We start from the raw sequence: 22,254 nt of genomic DNA, 5'->3' as shown, positions 1-22,254 counted from the left end.
TTCTTTGCTTGCGCGTCCTCGCCGCGAGGCGGCTGCGGGCGCGCGGGCAGGCGTCAAGGACGGCGCGGAATTCGTCATCCCGACGATGAATTAGCCGGACGATTCCTTGCTTGCGCGTCCTCGCCGCGAGGCGGCTGCGGGCGCGGGCAGGCATCAAGGACGGTGCCGAATTCGTCATCCCGACAATGAATTAGCCGGCCGATTCCTTGCTTGCGCGTCCTCGCCGCGAGGCGGCTGCGCGCGCGCGGGCAGGCGTCAAGGACGGCGCGGAATTCGTCATCCCGACGATGAACTGAATTCGGGCATCTATGACAGGCAATAGGGCGCGGCTTGGTCGCGCCCTCTTCATTTTCCGCGTTACCTTGTGGCGGCAGCTTCGGCATGGCCGCGCAGCAGCGCCATCAGGCGCTTGGCGTCCTTGGCGGCGGTCTCCTCGTCGCCGGCGAGAATCGAGCGGATCAGCGCGACGTGATGCTCGGCTGATTCGGCGAGCCCGGTGTCGGCCTTGTAGCGGAACCAGAAGCGGCGGCTGTGGGTCTGCAAGGGCGCCGCCAGCCGTGCGGCGAAAGGGTTGTCGGCGGCCAATGCAAGCGCCTCGTCGAGCGCCTTGTCGGCCTGGATGAAGGCCAGCACATTGCCTGAGATGACCGCCCTCTGCATGGCGAGCGCGGCGTCGTGAAACAGGTCGGCGGCCTCGCGGGTGACGAAGCGGGCGGCAGAGCGGGCCAGAACCACCTCGACGCCCCGCCGCGTATCGAGAACGCGCAGCCAGTCGCCAGGATGAAGCGGTGCGATGGCGATGCCGGCGCGCGGACGGACGTCGAGCAGCCCCTCCCAGGCCAGCCTCTGGATCGCCTCGCGCACCGGCGTGCGGCCAAGCCCGAGCCTGTCGATCAGCGCGCCTTCGGTGACGAAGCTCGAAGGCGCCAGTTCGAGCGTGACGATCATGTGCTCGAGCACGCGGTAGGCCTTTACCGCCACCGGCTCGGAACGAGATATATCTTCCAACAGGGCCATCGTGCCTCCTGATATATTTTGCATATATCATGGCAGATTCCGTGTTGACAGAGATTTTCCTAACAAATATACGGCTGATATATCAGAAGGAGCAAGCGCCATGTGGGCCGGAGTTTTCCCCGCAGTCACGACCAAGTTCACCGAGGATGACCACCTCGACCATGCCGAGATGGAGCGCTGCTTTGGTTTGCAGATGGAGGCCGGCTGTGACGGCATCATCGTCTGCGGCTCGCTCGGCGAAGGGCCGATGCTGTCGCATGACGAGAAGATCGAGGTGCTGAAGACCGCGCAGAAGGTTGCCGGCAAGAAGCCGGTTCTGCTGACGGTCAACGAAGCCGGCACCCGCGAGGCCGCAAGCATCGCGCGCCGCGCGGCGAAGGCTGGCGCCAACGGGCTCATGGTGGTCCCGAGCCCGATCTATCATACCAATCCGCAGGAGACGGTTGCCGCGCTGCAGGCCGTCGCCGAGGCAGGCGACCTGCCCGTCATGATCTATTCCAACCGGCTTGCCTACCGCGTCGACGTCACCGTCGACCAGATGGAGGAGCTGGCCTCGGACAAGCGCTTCGTCGCCATCAAGGAATCCTCCGACGACATCCGCCGCTCGACCGAGATCATCAACCGCTTCGGCGACCGCTACGACCTGTTCACCGGCGTCGACAATCTGGCGTTCGAGGCGCTGTCGGTCGGCGCCATCGGCTGGGTGGCAGGGTTGGTCACCGCATTTCCGCGCGAGACCGTCGCCATCTACCAGTTGATGAAGCAGGGCCGCCGCGAGGAGGCGCTAAGCATCTACCGCTGGTTCCGGCCGCTCCTCGACCTCGACGTGTCGACCTATCTGGTGCAGAACATCAAGCTCGCCGAGGTTCTTGCCATCGATACCAACGACCGCGTGCGCATGCCGCGCCAGCCGCTGTCGGGCGAGCGCCGCAAGGCGGTCGAGAAGATCGTGAGGGATGCGCTGGCGGTAAGGCCGAAGCTGCCGCAGTTCTGAGGAACGTCATATGCCTTCTCGGATCCATCTCAAGCGCGTCGAAAGCGATGGAGACTGGGCGGCATATCACCGTATCCGCAAGCGCGTTCTTTGGGACGGCCGGGGCTTGGATGGTTATGACGAGCGGCATCCTGATGACCGTCTTGCGGGCAATCATCCACTGCTCCTCATGCACGATGGCGCGCCGGTAGGGACTGCCAGACTGGACATTGCCGGTCCACGCCTCGGCATTGTCAGGCTTGTCGCCATCGAACCGAATTTGCAGCGGCGCGGCCTGGGCCGGATTCTTATGCAGGAAGTCGAGAGCTATGCGCGCCGCTTTGGTTTGGAGCAGCTTGAAGTCAACGCCGCCAAGGAGGCAGAGGGGTTCTATCAACGCCTCGGCTGGGTGGCCGCCCGGCCCGACCGAAAAAACCCATTGATGACAAAGGTCCTCAACACCGGAGAAATGCCGTCGTGACGGCGCCAGACCAGATGTTGGACATCGCCATCGTCGGAGGCGGCATCATCGGTATTTGCGCCGCTGCCTATCTGGCCGAGGCGGGGCGAGATGTCACGATCTTCGATCGGACGGGCATCTGCGAGGAAACAAGTTCCGGCAATGCCGCGGCCTTTGCCTTCTCCGACGTCTTGCCGCTGGCCCACAAGGGCATGATCAGGCAATTGCCGAAATGGCTCGCCGACCCGCTCGGCCCGCTCAGCATACCGCCGGCCTATCTGCCGAAGCTTTTGCCCTGGCTGATCAGGTTCTGGCGCGCCGGCGCACCGGAAAAATACGAGGCGAGCCTCGCTGCCCAGGCCGGCATAATGAAGCTCGCCGAGGCGGAATGGATGGGGCTGCTCGATCGTTCAGGCACCCGACGGATGCTGCGCGAGGACGGCTCGCTCGAACTTTACGAGAGCGAGGCCGAGTTCAAGGCGTCGCTGCCGGGCTGGGCGGCGCGCAAGCGCTTCGACATCGGCTTCAGCCATGTCGAGGGCGATGCTCTCGCCGCCTTGCAGCCCGGCCTGTCGCCGCGCTTCGTCAAGGGCACGTTTGTGCCTGGGTGGAAGACGGTTGCCGATCCGAAGCTGCTGGGCAAGGCGGTCTGGGCCTATGCCGAGACCAAAGGCGCGCGTTTCGAAAAAGCGCGAATCGACCATGTCGAAGCGAGCCAGCATGGCGCGACATTGACGCTGGCCGATGGCGCCACCAGACAAGCAAGACATCTCGTCGTCGCTGCCGGGGCATGGTCGCATCTGCTGGCGAACGATCTCGGCGACCGTATCCCGCTGGAGACCGAGCGCGGCTACAACACGACGTTGCCGAAGAGCGCCTTCGACGTGAAGCGGATGCTGATCTTCTCCGGGCATGGCTTCGTCATCACGCCGCTCGAAACGGGCCTGCGCGTCGGCGGCGCCGTCGAACTCGGCGGTATCGAGCGGCCGCCCAACTATAACAGATCGAAGGCGCTGCTGCGCAAGGCGCAAAACTTCCTGCCGGGGCTCGATCCCTCCGGCGGCCGCGAATGGATGGGGTTCCGGCCGTCACTACCGGATTCGCTGCCGGTGATCGGCCGCGCCCGGCCGGCCGGCAATATCGTCTATGCCTTCGGCCACGGCCATCTCGGCCTGACCCAGGCGGCGGCCACCGGAAGGTTGATCCGCGAGCTTGTTCTCGCGCAAAATCCCGCGCTTGATCTTTCCGCCTTTTCTCCGAACCGTTTCCGATAAGGTCCAAACATGGCGCGCCATTCCTTCTTCTGCATCGACGGTCACACCTGCGGCAATCCGGTGCGGCTCGTCGCCGGAGGCGGACCGCTGCTCGAGGGCTCGACGATGATGGAGCGGCGGGCGCATTTCCTGGCCGAATATGACTGGATCCGCACCGGGCTGATGTTCGAGCCGCGCGGCCATGACGTGATGTCGGGTTCGATCCTCTATCCGCCGACCAGGCCGGATTGCGACATCGCCATCCTGTTCATCGAAACCTCGGGCTGCTTGCCGATGTGCGGCCACGGCACCATCGGCACGGTGACTTTTGCCATCGAGCACGGACTGATCAAGCCGAAGACGCCGGGTGTGCTTCGGCTCGATACACCGGCCGGCCTGGTCATCGCCGAATACAGCCAGGTCGGCGAGTACGTCGAAGAAGTGCGCATCACCAATGTGCCATCCTTCCTCCATGCCGAAGGGCTGACGGTCGAATGCCCGGGACTGGGCGAGATCAGCGTCGACGTTGCTTATGGCGGCAATTTCTACGCCATCGTCGAGCCACAGAAGAATTATCGCGACATGGCCGACCACTCGGCGGGCGACCTGATCGCCTGGAGCCCGGTGGTGCGGCAACGGCTCAACGAGAAATATTCCTTCGTGCACCCGGAAAACGCCGGCATCAACCGGCTGTCGCATATGCTGTGGACCGGCAAGCCGACCAACAGCCAGGCGCATGCCCGCAACGCCGTGTTCTATGGCGACAAGGCGATCGACCGCTCGCCTTGCGGCACCGGCACCTCAGCGCGGATGGCGCAGCTTCACGCCAAGGGCAAGCTCAAGGTCGGCGACGACTTCATCCATGAATCGATCATCGGCTCGCTGTTCAAGGGCAAGGTCGAGAAAGAGGTCCAGGTGGCAAGCAAGCCGGCGATCATTCCCTCGATCGGCGGCTGGGCGCGCATGACTGGATTGAACACCATCTTCATCGACGACCGCGACCCGTTCGCACATGGATTCATCGTCAAATAAGGAGAATCCTGACCCAGCGGAAAGCAAGGACGCGTGAAAAGGATTGCGACTCGCCAGCGCAACGATCCCTCACATCAACTTATTTTGACGGCGATTTCTTCGAAACGAGGTGCATGATACGACTGAATCGTCAAAGACATTGCGTTGTGCCAATGATAGGGTCCGCGATAGTCCAGGGGCCGGATGGTAAAACGGGGCAATCCGATGGCGTGTCGGGAAAACACGCATGACGATTGAAAAATCACGTTGCAATCCGGGCTCGAAACTTTACGACTAGGGGAAATACGAAAAGGAGTGCGACCCGGAACCGGGCGACATTCCAGGGGAGCCACGGTAGTATGCAGTACTTTGTCCAGCAGCTTATCAATGGGCTGACGCTGGGATCTATCTATGGGCTGATCGCGATCGGCTACACGATGGTCTACGGCATCATCGGCATGATCAATTTCGCCCATGGCGACATCTTCATGGTCGGCGCCTTCACCGCCCTCATCGTTTTCCTCATCCTCGGCGCGATGTTCTATTCGGTGCCGGTGGTCGTGGCGCTCCTGGTCATGATGATCGTGGCGATGCTGTTGACCAGCCTGTACAACTGGACAATCGAGAAGGTGGCCTACCGGCCGCTGCGCGGTTCGTTCCGGCTGGCGCCGCTGATCACCGCGATCGGCATGTCGATTGCGCTGTCGAACTTCGTCCAGGTGACGCAAGGCCCGCGCAACAAGCCGATCCCGCCGATGGTCAGCCAAGTTTACAACATTAACGGCATCAGCGTGTCGCTGAAGCAGATCATCATCGTCGTCGTCACCGCGCTGCTCTTGGCGCTGTTCTGGTATCTGGTCAACAAGACCTCGCTCGGGCGAGCGCAAAGGGCGTGCGAGCAGGACCGCAAGATGGCGGCGCTGCTCGGCATCGACGTCGACCGCACCATCTCGATCACCTTCATCATGGGTGCGGCCCTTGCCGCCGTCGCCGGCACGCTGTTCCTGATGTATTACGGCGTCATCGCCTTCTCCGACGGCTTCGTGCCCGGCGTGAAGGCATTCACCGCGGCAGTGCTCGGCGGCATCGGCTCGCTGCCAGGCGCCGTGCTCGGCGGGCTGATGATCGGCTTCATCGAGAGCATGTGGTCGGCCTATTTCTCGATCGACTACAAGGACGTCGCCGCCTTCTCCATCCTGGCGATCGTGCTGATCTTCCTGCCTTCCGGCATTCTGGGCCGGCCAGAAGTCGAAAAGGTCTGAGATCATGGCGGTTACCGTATCCCCGGAGCGCGACGTCGTCGCCACTCCCGTGCAGCGCGCTATTCGCGAGGCGTTCTATGCCGGCGCCATCGCGCTCGGTCTGTTCGTGCTGTTCATCGGGCTGAAGACCGGTCAGAACATCTCCAATGAACTGGTCCTGACCACGCGCTGGGGCCTGCTGGCGACAGTGGTGATCGCTACGGCCGTCGGGCGGTTCCTCTATGTCGCCTATGGCCAGCCTTTCCTCGCCAACCAGAAGATCGCCGATGTCGCCACCGGCCTGTTGCCGGACAGCGTGGCGACGCGGTTCTTCCGGCTGCCCTATTTCATCGCGGCCATCGTCATCGCGGCCCTGCTGCTTGTCCTGGCCAGTTCGCTTGACGGGCTGCTGGGACCGGCTCTTGCCGGCTATGCACGATTCGTGCGGGCGCTGGCGATCATCTACGCCCTGGCCTCGGTGCTGTTTTATTTCCGGGCCTTCATCCATGCCCATTTCTCGGCACTCGGCGTCGCCGCGCTGGCGCTCTACCCGATCATCGTCGTGCTGTCGCTTGCCCTCTACGGCGGGTCGATGGCGGCCGGTTTCCAGGGCTCGCTGAAATGGGTCGACAATTTCGGCATCCAGATCCTGATCTATGTGATGCTGGCCTGGGGCCTGAACATCGTGGTCGGCCTCGCCGGCCTGCTCGATCTCGGCTATGTCGCCTTCTACGCAGTCGGCGCCTATGCCTATGCGCTGCTCGGCACGCAATATGGTCTGTCGTTCTGGATCCTGCTGCCGGCCGCCGGCGCCATGGCCGCCTTCTGGGGCGTGCTGCTCGGCTTTCCGGTGCTGCGCCTGCGCGGCGACTATCTGGCGATCATCACACTTGCCTTCGGCGAGATCATCCGCCTCGTGCTGATCAACTGGCGCGAGGTCACCAATGGCTCGGCCGGCATTTCCGGCATTCCCAAAGTCACCTTCTTCGGCCTGATGACGTTCAACGTCTCGGACCCGAACTATATCGCCAAGGTGCTGAACATCGCCACGTCGAGCGCCTACTACAAGATCTTCCTCTACTATCTGATCCTCGGGCTTTGCCTGCTCACCGCCTTCGTCACCATCAGGCTGCGGCGCATGCCGGTCGGCCGGGCCTGGGAAGCGCTGCGCGAGGACGAGATCGCCTGCCGCTCGCTCGGCATCAACACCACCACCACCAAGCTCACCGCTTTCGCCACCGGCGCCATGTTCGGCGGCTTCGCCGGATCGTTCTTCGCGGCTCGGCAAGGTTTCGTCAGCCCCGAATCCTTCATCTTCCTGGAATCGGCGATCATCCTTGCCATCGTCGTGCTGGGCGGCATGGGCTCGCTGGTCGGCATCGCCGTCGCCGCCATGGTGATGATCGGCGGCACCGAGGTGCTGCGCGAACTGGATTTCCTCAAGCAGGTCTTCGGTCCCGACTTCACGCCGGAACTCTACCGCATGCTGCTGTTCGGCATGGCCATGGTCATCGTCATGCTGTGGAAGCCGCGCGGCTTCGTCGGCAGCCGCGAGCCGACCGCCTTCCTGAAGGAACGAAGAGCTGTTTCCAGCTCCTTCACCAAGGAGGGTCACGGCTGATGAGTGCGAGCTCGATTCAGAAAACCAATCCGGGCACGAACGACGCCATCCTGCAGGTCGAGCATCTGTCGATGAAGTTCGGCGGCCTGGTCGCCATCGGCGACCTCTCCTTCCAGGCTCGGCGCGGCGAGATCACGGCGCTGATCGGGCCGAACGGCGCCGGCAAGACCACGGTGTTCAACTGCATCACCGGTTTCTACAAACCGTCGGAAGGCATGATCACGCTCAACCGACAGGATGGAAGCACCTATCTGCTCGAACGCCTGCCGAACCATGAAATCCCGGCGCGCGCCAAGGTGGCGCGCACCTTCCAGAACATCCGCCTGTTCTCGGGCATGACGCTTCTGGAGAACCTTCTGGTCGCCCAGCACAACAAGCTGATGAAGGCGTCGGGCTATACGGTGCTCGGCCTGTTCGGCTTCAGCGGCTATCGCAAGGCATCGGCCGAATCGATCGATCTCGCCAAGCACTGGCTGGAGAAGGCCGACCTGGTCGACCGCGCCGACGATCCGGCCGGCGACCTGCCCTATGGCGCACAGCGGCGCCTGGAGATCGCGCGGGCCATGTGCACGGGGCCGGAGCTGCTCTGTCTCGACGAGCCGGCCGCCGGCCTCAACCCGAAGGAATCGCTGGCGCTCAACGCTTTGTTGATGGACATCAAGAACACGTCAGGCACCTCGATCCTTTTGATCGAGCACGACATGTCTGTGGTGATGCAGATATCCGACCACGTCGTGGTGCTCGAATACGGGCGCAAGATCTCCGACGGCAATCCGCAATCGGTGCGCACCGACCCGCGCGTCATCGCCGCCTATCTCGGCGTTGACGACGAGGAGGTCGAGACGGTGCTGACCGAGGTTGGCGACGAAGACGTGATCGAGCAGCTGGATATCGGTCCGGATTCGGCGCATGGCCCGGGCACATCGTCTTCCTATCTCGCCGGTCCGGTGACCGACACGGTCGGCCACAGCGAGGGCGAACGCATCACGGTGTCGAAAGGCGCCTCCAAAGCCGGCCAGTTCGACGCCCGCGCGAAGTCGGCAAGCCAGCCCGCCTCGCTGGCCGCTGTTCCGGCAGCCAAACCGACCGCAAGATCTTCCGCCGCGAAATCCCCGGCAAAGTCGCCTGCCAAGGCGCCGGTGGTGCCGAAGACATCAGGGGTTTCGAACCGGCTCGCAGCGCCCCGCGGCGGCACGGCCGACAATCTGACCCGCATCAAGGGCATCGGCACGGTCAACGAGCAGAAGCTCAATCAGCATGGCATCTTCCACTTCGACCAGATCGCGGCATGGAAGAAGTCCGACGTCGAGGCGGCCGAAGCCTATCTCGCTTTCGACGGGCGCATCTCGCGCGAGGAATGGGTCGAGCAGGCCAGGCTTCTGAGCCAAGGCAAGGAGACGGGCTTCTCGCGCCGCGTCGATGCGGGCAAGGTGGAAACCAGCCACCCCTCAGGGAAGACAGCTGCCAGGCCCGCGGCGGGCAAGCGCGGAGGGCGCAAATGACGGCCGGGACAACGCTGCTCGATATCAAGGGCGTCCAGACCTACTACGGGAACATCCGGGCGCTGAACGGCGTCGACGTCACCGTCAAGCAGGGCGAGATCGTGGCGCTCATCGGCGCCAACGGCGCCGGCAAGTCGACGCTGATGATGACCATTTTCGGTGCGCCACGGGCCCGCGCGGGCACGATCACATTCGCCGGCACCGACATCACCCAGTTGCCGACCCACGAGATCGCGCGCATGCGTATCGCCCAGTCGCCGGAGGGCCGGCGCATCTTCCCGCGCATGACGGTGATGGAAAATCTGCAGATGGGCGCCAGCCTCGACAACCTCAAGCACTATGACGAGGACGTCGAGAAGGTGTTCACGCTGTTCCCGCGGCTGAAGGAACGCATTGCCCAGCGCGGCGGCACGCTGTCGGGCGGCGAACAGCAGATGCTGTCGATCGGGCGCGCGCTGATGGCGCGGCCCAAGCTGCTCCTGCTCGACGAGCCGTCGCTCGGTCTGGCGCCGCTGATCGTCAAGCAGATATTCGACGCCATCCGCGAGCTGAACCGTACGCAGGGGCTGACCGTGTTCCTGGTCGAGCAGAACGCGTTCGGCGCGCTGAAGCTCGCCACGCGCGGCTATGTCATGGTCAACGGCAATGTGACGATGAGCGGCACCGGCAAGGAGCTGCTCGCCAATCCGGAAGTGCGCGCCGCCTATCTCGAAGGCGGCCACCACTGAGTTCAGGAGTCGAAGTGATGCAGGGCATTCTCTACGAGGAACCCTCGATCTGGCAGTTCTTCTTCGTCACCTGCCTGCTCGGCGGCTGGGCGGCATGGATGACGGGCAAGGCCAGCGCCCAGACATGGCGCAGCTTCCTCCAGCTGTTCGCCTACCTGCTTGGCCTCGGCCTCGCTGTAAGGTTCATCCATCACGCGCTGTTCAACGGCACGATGTTCTCGCTGCATTACTATGTCGTCGACACTATCGTGCTGATGATATTGGGCTTCATCGGCTATCAATACACGCGCACCAATCAGATGGTGACACAGTATAATTGGCTCTACGAAAGAGCATCGCTTTTGAGCTGGAAACCAAAAGGTTGACGTTCATCATTAACGCCGTTTCGAAAATGAATCGGCGTGACAAGTGCCTGAAAATCGGCAAAGTACGCTTTCTGCGAGTAAGAGTGGGCATCGCATGAAAGCATCATTCACGCCCACTCCGTAAATGGGAGCGTTTTACATGAGAAAATCACTTTTGTCCGCCGTCGCCCTGACCGCGCTTGTCGCGTTCGGCGGCAGCGCGTGGGCTGACGTACTGATCGGCGTCGCCGGTCCGATCACCGGTCCGAACGCCGCCTTCGGTGCGCAATTGCAGAAGGGCGCCGAGGCGGCCGTCGCCGACATCAATGCGGCCGGCGGCATCAATGGCGAGCAGATCAAGCTTTCGATCGGCGACGACGTCTCCGATCCGAAGCAGGGCATCTCGGTCGCCAACAAGTTCGTCGGTGACGGCGTCAAGTTCGTGGTCGGCCACTTCAACTCGGGTGTCTCGATCCCGGCGTCTGAAGTCTACGCCGAGAACGGCATCCTCGAAATCACGCCGGCCGCGACCAACCCGCAGTTCACCGAGCGTGGCCTGTGGAACACGTTCCGCACCTGCGGACGCGACGACCAGCAGGGCAGCATCGCCGGCGCCTATCTCGCGGCGAACTTCAAGGACGCCAAGGTCGCGGTCATCCACGACAAGACGACCTACGGTCAGGGTCTTGCCGACGAAACCAAGAAGGCGATGAACGCCGCCGGCGTGACGGAAGTCATGTATGAAGGCGTCAATGTCGGCGACAAGGACTTCTCGGCGCTGATCGCCAAGATGAAGGAAGCCGGCGTTTCCATCATCTATTGGGGCGGCCTGCACACCGAAGCCGGCCTGATCATCCGCCAGGCAGCCGACCAGGGCCTCAAGGCGACGCTGGTTTCGGGCGACGGCATCGTGTCGAACGAACTGGCCTCGATCGCCGGCGACGCGGTCGCGGGTACGCTGAACACGTTCGGCCCGGATCCGCGCCTGATCCCGGCCAACAAGGAACTCGTCGAGAAGTTCCGCGCCCAGGGCTTCGAGCCCGAGGCATACACGCTCTACTCCTACGCCGCGACGCAAGCGATTGCCGCAGCCGCCACGGCCGCCAAGTCGAACGATCCGCAGGAAGTCGCCAAGGCGCTTCATGAAAAGGGCCCGTTCAAGACCGTGCTGGGCGACCTTTCCTATGACGCGAAGGGCGATCCGACGCTGCCCGGCTACGTCATGTACGAATGGAAGAAGGGCGACGACGGCAAGTACACCTACATCCAGAAGATGTAAGCCTGTCGGCGACGACAATTCGAATGCCCGGCGCCTCGCGCCGGGCATTTTTCGTTGATGGCGCAAACAATCGATTTAAATCGGTTTAGATGTCGCGCGATTTTGTTTGCACTGCAGCATTTTCACGCTAATCATTGCCTCAGCCCCATCCCTCCATATCCGGAGCCTTGTCCTTGGCAATCACGAAGATCCTTGTCGCCAACCGGTCCGAAATCGCCATCCGCGTCTTTCGCGCGGCCAACGAGCTCGGCCTCAAGACCGTGGCGATCTGGGCCGAGGAGGACAAGTACTCGCTGCACCGCTTCAAGGCCGACGAAAGCTACCAGGTCGGACGCGGGCCGCACCTCAACCGGGACATGGGGCCGATCGAAAGCTATCTGTCGATCGAGGAGGTGATCCGCGTCGCCAGGCTTTCGGGCGCCGACGCCATCCATCCGGGCTATGGGCTTTTGTCGGAAAGCCCTGAATTCGCCGAGGCCTGCGCCCAAGCCGGCATCGTTTTCATCGGCCCCAGGCCGGAGACGATGCGCCGGCTCGGCAACAAGGTCGCGGCGCGCAATCTCGCCATCGAGGTCGGCGTGCCGGTGATCCCTGCTACCGATCCGTTGCCCGACGACATGGAGGCGGTCAAGAAACTGGCCAAGGAGGTCGGCTACCCGGTGATGCTGAAGGCTTCCTGGGGCGGCGGCGGGCGCGGCATGCGCGCCATTCGCTCCGAGGCCGACCTTGCCCGGGAAGTCACTGAAGGCAAGCGCGAGGCGAAAGCCGCGTTCGGCAAGGACGAGGTCTATCTCGAAAAGCTGATCGAGCGCGCCCGCCATGTCGAGGTGCAGGTGCTTGGCGACACACATGGCAATGCCGTGCATCTATTCGAGCGCGACTGTTCCATCCAGCGCCGCAACCAGAAGGTCGTCGAGCGGGCGCCGGCGCCTTATCTCGAGCAGTCCCTGCGCGAGGAGCTCTGCGGTTACGCGCTGAAGATCGCCCGCGAGACAAGCTATGTCGGCGCCGGCACGGTCGAATTCCTGCAGGATGCCGACAGCGGCAAATTCTATTTCATCGAGGTCAATCCGCGCATCCAGGTCGAGCACACCGTCACCGAGCAGGTGACCGGCATCGACATCGTCAAGGCGCAGATCCACATCCTCGACGGCTTCGCCATCGGCACGGCTGAATCGGGCGTGCCGGCGCAGAAGGACATAAGGCTGAACGGCCATGCGTTGCAGTGCCGCATCACCACCGAAGATCCCGAGCATAATTTCATCCCCGACTATGGCCGCATCACCGCCTATCGCGGCGCGACCGGCTTCGGCATCCGCCTCGACGGCGGCACCGCCTATTCGGGCGCGGTCATCACCCGCTTCTATGATCCGCTGCTGGAGAAGGTTACGGCCTGGGCGCCGACGCCGGCCGAGACCATTGCCCGCATGAACCGGGCGCTGCGCGAGTTCCGCATCCGCGGCGTGGCGACCAACCTGACCTTCCTCGAAGCGATCATCAATCACCCGAGTTTCGCCGACAACTCCTACACGACCAAGTTCATCGATACGACGCCGGAACTGTTTGCCAGTGTGAAGCGGCAGGACCGCGCGACCAAGCTCATCAACTATCTGGCCGACGTCTCGGTCAACGGCCATCCCGAGACGCGCGGCCGGCCGCAGCCGAAGGCGGATGCGGCGGCGCCCGTTGTGCCTTACCTCAACGGCAACGTGCCCGACGGCAGCAAGCAGAAGCTCGACGCGCTCGGGCCGGAGGAATTCGCGGCCTGGATGCGCGCGCAGAAAGAGGTGCTGGTCACCGACACGACGATGCGCGACGGGCACCAATCCCTGCTCGCGACGCGCGTGCGCACTTATGACATCGCCGGCATTGCCGGTACCTATGCGCGCGCGCTGCCGCAGCTTTTGTCGCTCGAATGCTGGGGCGGCGCGACGTTCGACGTCGCCATGCGCTTCCTCACCGAGGATCCGTGGGAGCGGCTGTCGCTGGTGCGTGACGCCGCGCCCAATTTGTTGCTGCAAATGCTTTTGCGCGGCGCCAACGGCGTCGGCTACACCAACTATCCCGACAATGTTGTCCAGCATTTCGTCAAACAGGCCGCCGCCGGCGGCATCGACCTGTTTCGCGTCTTCGACTGTTTGAACTGGGTCGACAACATGCGCGTCGCCATGGACGCGGTTGGCGCCGAGGGCAAACTGATAGAGGCGGCGATCTGCTACACCGGCGACATACTGGATCCGTCGCGGGCCAAGTACGACCTCAAATACTATGTCGGGCTGGCCAAGGAGCTGCAAGCGGCTGGCGCCCATATCATCGCGGTCAAGGACATGGCCGGGTTGCTCAAGCCGAGTGCTGCCCGCGCGCTGTTCAAGGCGCTGCGCGATGAAACGGATCTGCCAATCCATTTCCATACACATGACACGTCGGGCCTGTCGGCGGCTACGGTGCTGGCGGCGGTGGAGAGTGGCGTCGATGCCATCGACGCGGCGATGGACTCCTTCTCGGGTAACACCTCGCAGCCTTGCCTTGGCTCGATCGTCGAGGCGCTGAAGGGCACCGAGCGGGATCCCGGCCTCGACCCGCAATGGATCCGCAAGATCTCGTTCTACTGGGAAGCGGTGCGCAACCAGTATGCCGCGTTCGAGAGCGATTTGAAGGGACCGGCGTCGGAAGTCTATCTGCACGAGATGCCGGGTGGGCAGTTCACCAACCTCAAGGAACAGGCGCGCTCGCTCGGGCTGGAGACGCGCTGGCACGAGGTGGCGCAGACCTATCACGACGTCAATCTGATGTTCGGCGACATCGTCAAGGTGACACCGTCTTCCAAGGTTGTCGGCGACATGGCGCTGATGATGGTGAGCCAGGACCTGACCGTCGCCGATGTCGAGAACCCCAGCAAGGATATCGCCTTCCCGGATTCGGTCGTCTCGATGCTGCGCGGCGATCTCGGCCAGTCACCCGGTGGCTGGCCGTCGAGCCTGCAGAAGAAGGTGTTGAAAGGTGACAAGCCGATCACGGCGCGGCCGGGCTCGCTTCTGAAAGCGGCCAATCTCAAGGCAAGCCGCAAGGAGATCGAGGAAAAACTCGAGCGCAAGCTCTCGGAGTATGAATTCGCCTCGTGGCTGATGTACCCGAAAGTGTTCTCCGACTTTGCCGCCGCGCAGGAAACTTACGGGCCGGTCAGTGTGCTGCCGACGCCGACCTATTTCTACGGCATGAAGCCGGAGGATGAGATTTTCGTCGACATCGAAAAGGGCAAGACGCTGGTGGTGCGGTGCCTCGCCATCGGCGACGTCGACGACAAGGGCATGGTCACCGTGTTCTTCGAGCTCAACGGCCAGCCGCGTCGCGTCAAGGTGCCGGACCGCGCGCATGGCGCCTCCGCCGCCAAGGCGCGGCGCAAGGCAGAGCCCGGCAACGAGGCGCATGTCGGCGCGCCGATGCCGGGCGTCGTCTCGGCACTCGCCGTTGCCGCCGGCCAGGCGGTCAAGGCCGGCGACGTGCTGCTGTCGATCGAGGCAATGAAGATGGAGACGGCGCTGCATGCCGAGCGCGACGGCACGATCGCTGAAGTGCTGGTCAAGGCCGGCGATCAGATCGATGCGAAGGATTTGCTGATCGCCTTCGGGTAAGGTGCGTTGATATTCAGGTGATGCTGATCTGCCCTCAATCTCAACACACCTTGGGGTGTGCCTAACCCCTCCTGCCACATCGATAACGGCTTGACCCGCCGCGCGCGGTCGGGCATCGAACCCGCTCAAATTTGCCGCCTGTTCATCCCGAGTCGCGGCATGAAAAACGAAGCGGAGAGAAAAATGGCCGACGACATCACCGAGACCAGCCAGACTGTTGCCGCCGGCCAGTTGCGCGCCTTCATCGAGCGCATCGAGCGGCTCGAGGAAGAAAAGAAGACGATCTCCGACGACATCAAGGAAGTGTTCGCCGAAGCCAAGGGCACCGGCTTCGACACCAAGGCAATGCGGTCGATCATCCGGCTGCGCAAGAAGGATCAGGCGGAGCGTCAGGAAGAGGAAACCATCCTCGACCTGTACAAGGCCGCGCTCGGCATGGTTTAAGGCCGGTAACAGCCCTGGCGCGCTTGTTGCGGCGCGCCCTCGACGGGTCGAACCATGAGCGAATTCGACTTTGGCGCCCGCCGCGCCTCTGAATTCCGCCAACGCGGCTTCTGGACGCTGTTTGCGGAACGGCATCCGGAAGAAAAGGCCCTGATGGCGCGGCGCGGACCCTGGTTCTGGCAGCGCGGGCTGCCCGACTTCGCGTTGGTTCTTTCCATGTATGTCGCGCCGGCGCAGAACCATGTCGGGGTCTTCTTCGGCCGCAACGAGAAGTTCGGTGCCACGGACGCCTGGTCGCGGTTGAAGCCCTTCCAGCCGGCGATCGAAGACAGGTTGAAGCTTAGGCCTGAACAGAGTTGCCAGGGCCTTGGCATCAATTCGATGTGGCGGGTGAACTGCTTTGCCGAGGACAATTGGCCGGCGATGGCCGACTGGCTGGTGACGGAGGCTTCGCGCGTCGAACGCGCCGTGATCGAGGTTTTGAGAGAGGGATAGATCGCCGGTGTACCCAGAGGGCGTCAGATCCTTCTTCCGCTTACGGTGGCATGGCCCGGCGCCGCTCGACAGGTTGTTCTGGCGCGACCTGGTCATCGTCGGCACGGCGATCAATATTGCAGCGTCGGTGCTGGCACTCATCCTGCTCGGGCTGAAAATGCCGCTTGCCCTCGTTCTCGCCGTGCATTTCGCACCGGTGCCCTACAACATCTTTCTCACCCTTGCCGTCTGGCGAAGCGCGGAAAGGTCCGGTGGCTTCAAGGCTTCGCTGATGATGATCGGTGCCGTGCTGTGGCTGATCCTGGTGGTGGTGGCATGAAAAAGGGCGGCCGAAGCCGCCCTTTGCAAAGGTGACGATCGAAACGCGGCTCAGGCGGCCGGCTCGAATTTCAGCGCCACGCCGTTGATGCAGTAGCGCAGGCCGGTCGGCGGCGGGCCGTCCTCGAAGACGTGACCGAGATGGCTGCCGCAACGGGCGCAGTGGCATTCGGTGCGGACCATGCCGTAGCTGCGGTCGGTCGTGGTCTCGACCGAACCGGGCACCGGATCGTTGAAGCTCGGCCAGCCGGTGCCGCTCTCGAACTTCAGCTTGGATTCGAACAGCGGCTGGTCGCAGCCAACGCAGGAAAATGTTCCGGCGCGCTTCTCGTAGAGCAGGGCGCAGCTTCCCGGCCGCTCGGTGCCGTGGCCGCGCATGACCGCATATTGTTCCGGTGTGAGCCGGGCGCGCCATTCGGCATCGGTGCGGGTGACGGGGTAGGCGTGGGTGTCCATTGAAATCTCCTCAGCCTTGGCGGCTCGTTCTTGGTTGCAAGTGATATTCGGACGAAGATAGGCATTTGTTACGGCGTTTGCCCGCATTTTCGATCATCCCGCATAGGTTTGCTCAGGCGATCGCCGCGAGGTAGCGCGCGACGGATGCCTTGAATGCTGTCCTTGCGTCGCCGATGACGTTCTGGTCCCACCACGCGCCATAGATATGGTCGAACTCGAACGATTCCAGTGCCGCTGCAATGCGGGACACGGCCTCCGCATTGAGCGGAATCTGGTTCGGGTAGCTGTACATGAAACTGACATGGCGGCGCGTCGGGGTCACCTGCACCGTATCGCCGGTCAGCATGGCGTTACCATCGTCGCGCTTCCAGTGCAGCACCTGGCTGCCGGCAAAATGGCCGCCGCAGCGGATAAGTGTCAGCGAAGGGTTTATGGCCCGCGTTTCGCCCTCCCAAGCGATGATCGCCGGATGTGGCCGCATGATCCATTTGCGGTCATCGGCGTGCAGATAGATCGGCACGCCGCCAAAGGCCTCGCTCCACTCGACCATCGCCGAATAGAAGTGGCAGTGCGAGATGGCGATCGCGGTAAGGCCGCCTCGCCGGTTGAGCTCGGCCACCGCCTCATCGCTGACCATCGAGATGCAGTCCCACAGCACATTGCCGTGCGGCGTTTCGACCAGCAGCGCTCGCTGGCCGATGGCAAAGCGTGGCTCGATGCCGAAGGCGAGCACGCCGGCATCGTCCTTCATTACGAGCCGATGCCCCGCCGCGAGCACTTCCGGCGTGATCCAGGCCTGGCCTTCCCAGCGCACATATTGCCGCTCGTCCTCACACACGGGACAACGTTCCGGCGGCGCTTCGCTGGGGGCGAACTGGATGCCGCATTGCAGGCAGAGGAAACAGGTCGTCGTCGCACCAGTCATGGGAATTGCTCAATGCTTGCGTGAAAGCTGCTTCGTGGCGGCCTCGAGCCCGGAGAGCGTCAGCGGAAACATGCGGCCGCCGAAGATGTCGCGGATCATGGCGATCGAATGGGTAAAACCCCAGTTCTCAGGGCTTTCCGGGTTGAGCCATATCGCATTCGGCCATTGCTGAAGCAGCCGGCCGAGCCAGATGGCGCCGGCCTCGGGGTTCCAGTGCTCAACCGAGCCGCCGGGATGGGCGATCTCGTAAGGGCTCATCGAGGCGTCGCCGACGACGATCACCTTGTAGTCGGGCCCGTATTTGTGGATGACATCGAAGGTCGGAATTGTCTCGGCATGACGGCGGCGATTGTCCTTCCATACGCCCTCGTAAAGGCAGTTGTGGAAGTAGAAATATTCGAGCTGGCGGAATTCGGCGCGGGCGGCCGAAAACAACTCCTCGACGCTCCTGATGTGGTCGTCCATCGAGCCGCCGACATCGAAGAACATCAGCAGCTTCACCGCATTGCGCCGTTCGGGCCGCGTCTTGACGTCGAGATAGCCGTGCTCGGCGGTGGCATGGATGGTGCCGGGCAGGTCGAACTCCTCCTCCGCACCCTCGCGCACCCAGCGGCGCAGGCGCTTCAGCGCGATCTTGATGGTGCGGGTGCCAAGTTCGACGGCATCGTCGAAATTTCTAAACTCGCGCTTGTCCCAGACTTTGACGGCGCGGCGGTGGCGGCTTTCGTGCTGGCCGATGCGCACGCCTTCGGGATTGTAGCCATAGGCGCCGAAGGGCGAGGTGCCGCCGGTGCCGATCCATTTCGAACCGCCTTGGTGGCGGCCCTTCTGTTCCTCCAGCCGCTGCTTCAGCGTCTCCATCAGCTTGTCGAAGCCGCCGAGCGCCTCGACCAGCTTTTTCTCCTCGTCGGTCAGGTGCTTTTCGGCAAGCCGGCGCAGCCATTCCTCGGGGATGTTCGCGACGTCCACGGCATCTGGGCCGCCCAGAGCTTCAATGCCCTTGAAGACATGTGCAAACACCTGGTCGAAGCGGTCGATGTGACGCTCATCCTTCACCAAGGCGGTGCGCGCGAGGTAATAAAAGCCCTCGACGTCATAGTCGATCAGCCCGGCCTCCAGCCCTTCCAGCAGCGACAGATATTCCCTGAGCGAAACGGGAACGCGCGCGGCTTTCAGTTCGAGGAAGAAGGGGATGAACATGGTCTATCTACAGCAGATCGTACTCGATGAAGCCGGTCCGGCGCGCAACATAGTCGTAGAGCTTGCGTGCCGTGGCGTTGGTCTCGTGGGTCATCCAGTAGACATTCTTGACGCCGATCTTGCCGGCTTCCCGCTTGACCGCTTCGATGAGCGCAGCACCCACACCCTTGCCGCGCACCTCGGGGTCGGCGAAAAGGTCCTGCAGGTAGCAGTTGTTTTTTTCTGACCAGCAGGAGCGATGGTAGAGATAGTGGGTCAAACCCACCGCCTTGCCGTCGAGGGTGGCGATGAAACCCTTCGGCTCGAACTCGCCCGCCGTGAACAGCCGCTTCCAGGTGACGGCATAGACCTCTTCCGGCAGCTGGGTTTCGTAAAAGGTGAGGTAGGCTGTCCACAGGCGCTGCCAGTCAGCATGGTCGGATTGCGCCAAGGGGCGGACGGTGATCTCGGTCATTTCTCTCTCTCCTGCGAAGTTCAGGCCCGAAGCTGCCTTTCCGTCTGCTCTGCTGCAACGGTCCACAGCCGGAGAAACCGCTACTGCTGCCGCCGCGCCATGAAGGCCAGCCGCTCGAACAGATGCACGTCCTGTTCGTTCTTCAGCAATGCGCCGTGCAGCTTGGGCAGCGCGTTCTTCGGGTCGCCGCGCAGATCCTCCGGCGCGATGTCGTCGGCGACAAGCAGCCTTATCCAGTCGAGCGCTTCGGAGGTCGACGGCTTCTTCTTCAGGCCCGGCACCTCACGAATCTCATAGAACTGGGTCAGCGCGGCGCGCACCAGGTTCTGCTTGATGCCGGGATAGTGGACGTCGACGATCCTGTGCAGCGTGTCGACATCGGGAAAGCGGATATAGTGGAAGAAGCAGCGACGCAGGAAGGCGTCAGGCAACTCCTTCTCATTGTTGGAGGTGATGATGACAATCGGCCTGACTGCCGCGCGGATGGTCTCGCCGGTCTCGTAGACGAAGAACTCCATCCGATCGAGTTCCTGCAGCAGGTCATTGGGAAATTCGATGTCGGCCTTGTCGATTTCGTCGATCAGAAGCACGACCTTCTTGCCAGCGGCGAAGGCTTCCCAGAGCTTGCCGCGCTTGATGTAGTTCCTGATGTCGTTGAATCTGATATCGCCGAGCTGGCTGTCGCGCAGCCGCGAGACGGCATCATATTCGTAGAGTCCTTGCTGCGCCCTGGTCGTCGATTTGACGTGCCATTCGATCAGGTCGAGGCCGAGTGCTGCCGCCACCTGGCGGGCAAGTTCGGTCTTGCCGGTGCCGGGCTCGCCCTTGACCAGCAAGGGCCGCTCCAGCGCGATCGCCGCATTGACCGCCACCATCAGATCCTTGTCGGCGACATAGGCCGCCGTGCCTTCAAAACGCATCTCTGCTCCTCGGTTTTTCCGGCGACCGTAAGGAGACGGCCTGGCCAGCGCAAGCGTTGCGGCCAAGCGCATGGCGGAACTTCGTGGCGATGCTGCCTGTCAGCCAGGGATTTGCAGCGAATTGCCCTGCCGTTCTCTGGCGCTCGGGCTGCCGTCGGCCTATATTGGGTCTGACGGTCTGCGCTTCCCGGCAGGAGACACTTTTCCCCGGGGCCTTAACGATCCTTAGGGAGCTGTCCCTGGGAAGACCCGTGGGTTTTCTCACACGGCGCCCACCTACTTTGTAGGCACCCGGGATCGACTTCTCCACCGGTTGTGTGGATCGTCACTCGGCGCAAGAGATCCATTTTTAGTGGATCATGCGGTGGAAAACGTCGCTCCCAAAGCTCCAACCAGATTTGACCTTTTCTACCGTCGGCGCATGACCTCATCAAAAGAACTGAAAAAACAGCTGCGCAAGGAAGCGCTCGGGCGCCGCGATGCGCTCGACGAATTCTGGCGGGTGGAAGTAGCGCTTGAAATGGCCGAGACGGCGCGGGATCACCTCGATGTCGAGCCGGGCCAGATCGTCTCCGGCTTCTGGCCGATGCGCTCGGAGGTCGATGTCCGGCCGCTGATGTTCGCCCTCCGCGAGAAAGGCGCAAGGCTCTGCCTGCCGGCCATACTCGACAAGACCACCATCGTCTTTCGCGAATTGGTGCGCGGTGCGCCGATGGTCGAGATGGGCTTCGGCACCGTCGGACCGCATGAGGAGGCTGCGGTGCTCGATCCCTCGGTGATGCTGGTGCCGCTCGCCGCCTTCGACGCGCGCGGCCATCGCATCGGTTACGGCGCCGGCTATTATGACCGCGCCATCGCCAGGCTGGTCGACAAAGGAATGACGCCCCGGCTGATAGGCGTCGCCTTCGACTGCCAGGAGGTGGCGCTGGTCCCGGATGAGGATCATGACGTGGTCATCCCGGAAATACTCACCGAGAGCGGGTTGCGTCGCTTCGCGCCACAATTGTAGATAGTTTCCTGAGCGCATGTTCTTTTCCGAAAAAAGATCTTTCCGAGAAGTCATGCAACTTTTGGCTGCGCTGACTTTCGGTTCGGGATCATGCTTAGATGAGACTTCTCTTCCTCGGTGACATGGTCGGCAAGACGGGACGCACGGCGGTCTGGGAACAACTGCCCGGCCTGATCTCGGATTTCAAACTCGACTTCGTCATCGTCAATGGCGAGAACGCCGCCGGCGGCTTCGGCATTACCGAGGAGATATTTCGCGAGACGATTGCCGCAGGCGCAGATGTCGTCACCACCGGCAATCATGTCTGGGACCAGCGCGATGCGCTGGTCTTCGCGCCACGCGAGGAGCGCTTTCTGCGCCCTTCGAATTTTCCCAAGGGCACGCCGGGGCGCGGCTCCGGGGTCTACATCGCCAGGAACGGCGCGCGCGTTTTGGTAACCAACATCATGGGGCGGGTGTTCATGCACCCCGAACTCGACGATCCGTTCCAGGCCGGCGAGCGCGAACTGATGGCCTGCCCGCTCGGCGAGCAGGCCGATGTTGTCGTTATAGACTTCCATGCCGAGGCGACCTCGGAAAAAATGTGCTTTGCGCATTTCGTCGACGGCCGCGCCAGCCTGGTCGTCGGCACCCACACACATATGCCGACCGGCGACCACCAGATCCTCAATGGCGGCACCGGCTATATGTCCGATGCCGGCATGTGCGGCGATTATGATTCCTCGCTCGGCATGGACAAGGAGGAGCCGCTCAACCGGTTCCTGTCGAAGGTGCCGAAAGGCCGCTTCGAGGCGGCGACGGGACCGGCGACATTGTGCGGCGTCGGTGTCGAGATTTCCGACCGGACCGGCCTGACCGAGAAGATTGCGCCGTTTCGCCGCGGACCGCGGCTGGAAGAAACCGCCCCGTCCTTCTGGTCGTGACATTGATATACACGCTTGCGATACCTAATTGGCGACGAAACTGCTCTAG

The 22,254-nt window shown here is 62.8% G+C and carries 21 protein-coding genes, 1 other RNA gene and 1 pseudogene; 17 read left to right on the top strand and 6 right to left on the bottom strand.

All coding sequences use genetic code 11. The features are described 5' to 3' along the window. Positions 1–357 precede the first annotated feature (357 nt). Positions 358–1,017, bottom strand: coding sequence for a GntR family transcriptional regulator (locus tag AC0L2H_RS27365; protein WP_473593143.1), 660 nt, complete (start codon positions 1,015–1,017; stop codon positions 358–360). 100 nt (positions 1,018–1,117) lie between these two features. Between AC0L2H_RS27365 and AC0L2H_RS27360 the strand changes: the two genes are divergently transcribed. The 14 genes and pseudogenes from AC0L2H_RS27360 (at position 1,118) to AC0L2H_RS27295 (ending at position 16,319) form a co-directional block, all read left to right on the top strand. Next, positions 1,118–2,011, top strand: coding sequence for a dihydrodipicolinate synthase family protein (locus AC0L2H_RS27360; protein ID WP_473593142.1), 894 nt, complete (start codon positions 1,118–1,120; stop codon positions 2,009–2,011). 10 nt (positions 2,012–2,021) lie between these two features. Then, positions 2,022–2,471: a GNAT family N-acetyltransferase gene (locus AC0L2H_RS27355; RefSeq protein WP_473593141.1), complete on the top strand. Its 450-nt coding sequence runs from the start codon at positions 2,022–2,024 to the stop codon at positions 2,469–2,471. 14 nt (positions 2,472–2,485) lie between these two features. Continuing rightward, entirely contained in the window at positions 2,486–3,724 is a 1,239-nt protein-coding gene (locus AC0L2H_RS27350; RefSeq protein WP_473593174.1) for an NAD(P)/FAD-dependent oxidoreductase, read from the top strand. A gap of 9 nt (positions 3,725–3,733) precedes the next feature. Next, positions 3,734–4,735 carry a 4-hydroxyproline epimerase gene (locus AC0L2H_RS27345; protein ID WP_473593140.1) on the top strand — a complete coding sequence of 334 codons (1,002 nt, stop codon included), beginning with the start codon at positions 3,734–3,736 and terminating at the stop codon, positions 4,733–4,735. 338 nt (positions 4,736–5,073) lie between these two features. Beyond that, positions 5,074–5,976, top strand: a complete 903-nt coding sequence (locus AC0L2H_RS27340) for a branched-chain amino acid ABC transporter permease (RefSeq protein ID WP_107652663.1) — start codon at positions 5,074–5,076, stop codon at positions 5,974–5,976. Between the two features lie 85 nt (positions 5,977–6,061). Further along, positions 6,062–7,576: pseudogene (gene livM, locus AC0L2H_RS27335) on the top strand (high-affinity branched-chain amino acid ABC transporter permease LivM); the annotation flags it as partial. After that, positions 7,576–9,078, top strand: a complete 1,503-nt coding sequence (locus tag AC0L2H_RS27330; protein ID WP_473593139.1) for an ATP-binding cassette domain-containing protein — start codon at positions 7,576–7,578, stop codon at positions 9,076–9,078. The pseudogene livM and the gene AC0L2H_RS27330, both read left to right, overlap by 1 nt. After that, on the top strand, positions 9,075–9,806 hold the full coding sequence (locus AC0L2H_RS27325; RefSeq protein WP_473593138.1) for an ABC transporter ATP-binding protein: 732 nt from the start codon (positions 9,075–9,077) through the stop codon (positions 9,804–9,806). The genes AC0L2H_RS27330 and AC0L2H_RS27325 overlap by 4 nt, the downstream gene beginning before the upstream one ends. Positions 9,807–9,823: 17 nt before the next feature. Then, positions 9,824–10,171: a DUF6867 family protein gene (locus tag AC0L2H_RS27320; RefSeq protein ID WP_107652659.1), complete on the top strand. Its 348-nt coding sequence runs from the start codon at positions 9,824–9,826 to the stop codon at positions 10,169–10,171. Positions 10,172–10,310: 139 nt separating this feature from the next. Next, positions 10,311–11,429: a branched-chain amino acid ABC transporter substrate-binding protein gene (locus tag AC0L2H_RS27315; RefSeq protein ID WP_473593137.1), complete on the top strand. Its 1,119-nt coding sequence runs from the start codon at positions 10,311–10,313 to the stop codon at positions 11,427–11,429. A 173-nt stretch (positions 11,430–11,602) separates the two neighbouring features. After that, positions 11,603–15,061, top strand: a complete 3,459-nt coding sequence (gene pyc / locus AC0L2H_RS27310) for a pyruvate carboxylase (protein ID WP_473593136.1) — start codon at positions 11,603–11,605, stop codon at positions 15,059–15,061. A gap of 183 nt (positions 15,062–15,244) precedes the next feature. Beyond that, positions 15,245–15,505: a DUF2312 domain-containing protein gene (locus tag AC0L2H_RS27305; protein WP_097573600.1), complete on the top strand. Its 261-nt coding sequence runs from the start codon at positions 15,245–15,247 to the stop codon at positions 15,503–15,505. Between the two features lie 54 nt (positions 15,506–15,559). Beyond that, a complete protein-coding gene (locus tag AC0L2H_RS27300) occupies positions 15,560–16,000 on the top strand; it encodes a hypothetical protein (RefSeq protein ID WP_473593135.1) in 441 nt (146 codons plus the stop codon). 7 nt (positions 16,001–16,007) lie between these two features. After that, a complete protein-coding gene (locus AC0L2H_RS27295; RefSeq protein ID WP_473593134.1) occupies positions 16,008–16,319 on the top strand; it encodes a hypothetical protein in 312 nt (103 codons plus the stop codon). A 50-nt stretch (positions 16,320–16,369) separates the two neighbouring features. Here the strand turns inward: AC0L2H_RS27295 and msrB are convergent, their stop codons facing one another. The 5 genes from msrB to AC0L2H_RS27270 all read right to left on the bottom strand — a co-directional run bounded on the left by msrB (position 16,370) and on the right by AC0L2H_RS27270 (position 20,273). Beyond that, positions 16,370–16,774, bottom strand: a complete 405-nt coding sequence (gene msrB, locus AC0L2H_RS27290; protein ID WP_473593133.1) for a peptide-methionine (R)-S-oxide reductase MsrB — start codon at positions 16,772–16,774, stop codon at positions 16,370–16,372. Positions 16,775–16,886: 112 nt separating this feature from the next. Beyond that, positions 16,887–17,699: an MBL fold metallo-hydrolase gene (locus AC0L2H_RS27285; RefSeq protein WP_473593132.1), complete on the bottom strand. Its 813-nt coding sequence runs from the start codon at positions 17,697–17,699 to the stop codon at positions 16,887–16,889. 9 nt (positions 17,700–17,708) lie between these two features. Continuing rightward, positions 17,709–18,899, bottom strand: coding sequence for a vWA domain-containing protein (locus AC0L2H_RS27280; RefSeq protein WP_473593131.1), 1,191 nt, complete (start codon positions 18,897–18,899; stop codon positions 17,709–17,711). A 7-nt stretch (positions 18,900–18,906) separates the two neighbouring features. Beyond that, positions 18,907–19,353, bottom strand: coding sequence for a GNAT family N-acetyltransferase (locus AC0L2H_RS27275; protein WP_473593130.1), 447 nt, complete (start codon positions 19,351–19,353; stop codon positions 18,907–18,909). 80 nt (positions 19,354–19,433) lie between these two features. Continuing rightward, positions 19,434–20,273 carry an AAA family ATPase gene (locus AC0L2H_RS27270; RefSeq protein ID WP_107652651.1) on the bottom strand — a complete coding sequence of 280 codons (840 nt, stop codon included), beginning with the start codon at positions 20,271–20,273 and terminating at the stop codon, positions 19,434–19,436. Positions 20,274–20,445: 172 nt separating this feature from the next. Between AC0L2H_RS27270 and ssrS the strand changes: the two genes are divergently transcribed. The 3 genes from ssrS (at position 20,446) to AC0L2H_RS27255 (ending at position 22,205) form a co-directional block, all read left to right on the top strand. Continuing rightward, a non-coding RNA gene (gene ssrS / locus AC0L2H_RS27265) (6S RNA) lies at positions 20,446–20,601 on the top strand. Positions 20,602–20,694: 93 nt separating this feature from the next. Beyond that, a complete protein-coding gene (locus AC0L2H_RS27260; RefSeq protein ID WP_473593129.1) occupies positions 20,695–21,282 on the top strand; it encodes a 5-formyltetrahydrofolate cyclo-ligase in 588 nt (195 codons plus the stop codon). A 98-nt stretch (positions 21,283–21,380) separates the two neighbouring features. Further along, on the top strand, positions 21,381–22,205 hold the full coding sequence (locus tag AC0L2H_RS27255) for a TIGR00282 family metallophosphoesterase (RefSeq protein WP_473593128.1): 825 nt from the start codon (positions 21,381–21,383) through the stop codon (positions 22,203–22,205). Positions 22,206–22,254 lie beyond the last annotated feature (49 nt).

Source organism: Mesorhizobium sp. WSM4871 (assembly GCF_055811295.1).
Note: the sequence above shows the minus strand (reverse complement) of the source record. Positions and strands in the feature narration are given on the sequence as shown.

Excerpts from the sequence above, each read along its gene's own strand:
- AC0L2H_RS27280 (WP_473593131.1), bottom strand. The coding sequence starts at position 18,899 with ATGTTCATCCCCTTCTTCCTCGAACTGAAAGCCGCGCGCGTTCCCGTT.
- AC0L2H_RS27355 (WP_473593141.1), top strand. The coding sequence starts at position 2,022 with ATGCCTTCTCGGATCCATCTCAAGCGCGTCGAAAGCGATGGAGACTGG.
- AC0L2H_RS27315 (WP_473593137.1), top strand. The coding sequence starts at position 10,311 with ATGAGAAAATCACTTTTGTCCGCCGTCGCCCTGACCGCGCTTGTCGCG.
- msrB (WP_473593133.1), bottom strand. The coding sequence starts at position 16,774 with ATGGACACCCACGCCTACCCCGTCACCCGCACCGATGCCGAATGGCGC.
- AC0L2H_RS27305 (WP_097573600.1), top strand. The coding sequence starts at position 15,245 with ATGGCCGACGACATCACCGAGACCAGCCAGACTGTTGCCGCCGGCCAG.
- AC0L2H_RS27365 (WP_473593143.1), bottom strand. The coding sequence starts at position 1,017 with ATGGCCCTGTTGGAAGATATATCTCGTTCCGAGCCGGTGGCGGTAAAG.
- AC0L2H_RS27330 (WP_473593139.1), top strand. The coding sequence starts at position 7,576 with ATGAGTGCGAGCTCGATTCAGAAAACCAATCCGGGCACGAACGACGCC.
- AC0L2H_RS27260 (WP_473593129.1), top strand. The coding sequence starts at position 20,695 with ATGACCTCATCAAAAGAACTGAAAAAACAGCTGCGCAAGGAAGCGCTC.
- AC0L2H_RS27325 (WP_473593138.1), top strand. The coding sequence starts at position 9,075 with ATGACGGCCGGGACAACGCTGCTCGATATCAAGGGCGTCCAGACCTAC.
- AC0L2H_RS27360 (WP_473593142.1), top strand. The coding sequence starts at position 1,118 with ATGTGGGCCGGAGTTTTCCCCGCAGTCACGACCAAGTTCACCGAGGAT.
- AC0L2H_RS27285 (WP_473593132.1), bottom strand. The coding sequence starts at position 17,699 with ATGACTGGTGCGACGACGACCTGTTTCCTCTGCCTGCAATGCGGCATC.
- AC0L2H_RS27275 (WP_473593130.1), bottom strand. The coding sequence starts at position 19,353 with ATGACCGAGATCACCGTCCGCCCCTTGGCGCAATCCGACCATGCTGAC.
- AC0L2H_RS27320 (WP_107652659.1), top strand. The coding sequence starts at position 9,824 with ATGCAGGGCATTCTCTACGAGGAACCCTCGATCTGGCAGTTCTTCTTC.
- AC0L2H_RS27300 (WP_473593135.1), top strand. The coding sequence starts at position 15,560 with ATGAGCGAATTCGACTTTGGCGCCCGCCGCGCCTCTGAATTCCGCCAA.
- AC0L2H_RS27270 (WP_107652651.1), bottom strand. The coding sequence starts at position 20,273 with ATGCGTTTTGAAGGCACGGCGGCCTATGTCGCCGACAAGGATCTGATG.
- AC0L2H_RS27350 (WP_473593174.1), top strand. The coding sequence starts at position 2,486 with ATGTTGGACATCGCCATCGTCGGAGGCGGCATCATCGGTATTTGCGCC.
- AC0L2H_RS27340 (WP_107652663.1), top strand. The coding sequence starts at position 5,074 with ATGCAGTACTTTGTCCAGCAGCTTATCAATGGGCTGACGCTGGGATCT.
- AC0L2H_RS27345 (WP_473593140.1), top strand. The coding sequence starts at position 3,734 with ATGGCGCGCCATTCCTTCTTCTGCATCGACGGTCACACCTGCGGCAAT.
- AC0L2H_RS27255 (WP_473593128.1), top strand. The coding sequence starts at position 21,381 with ATGAGACTTCTCTTCCTCGGTGACATGGTCGGCAAGACGGGACGCACG.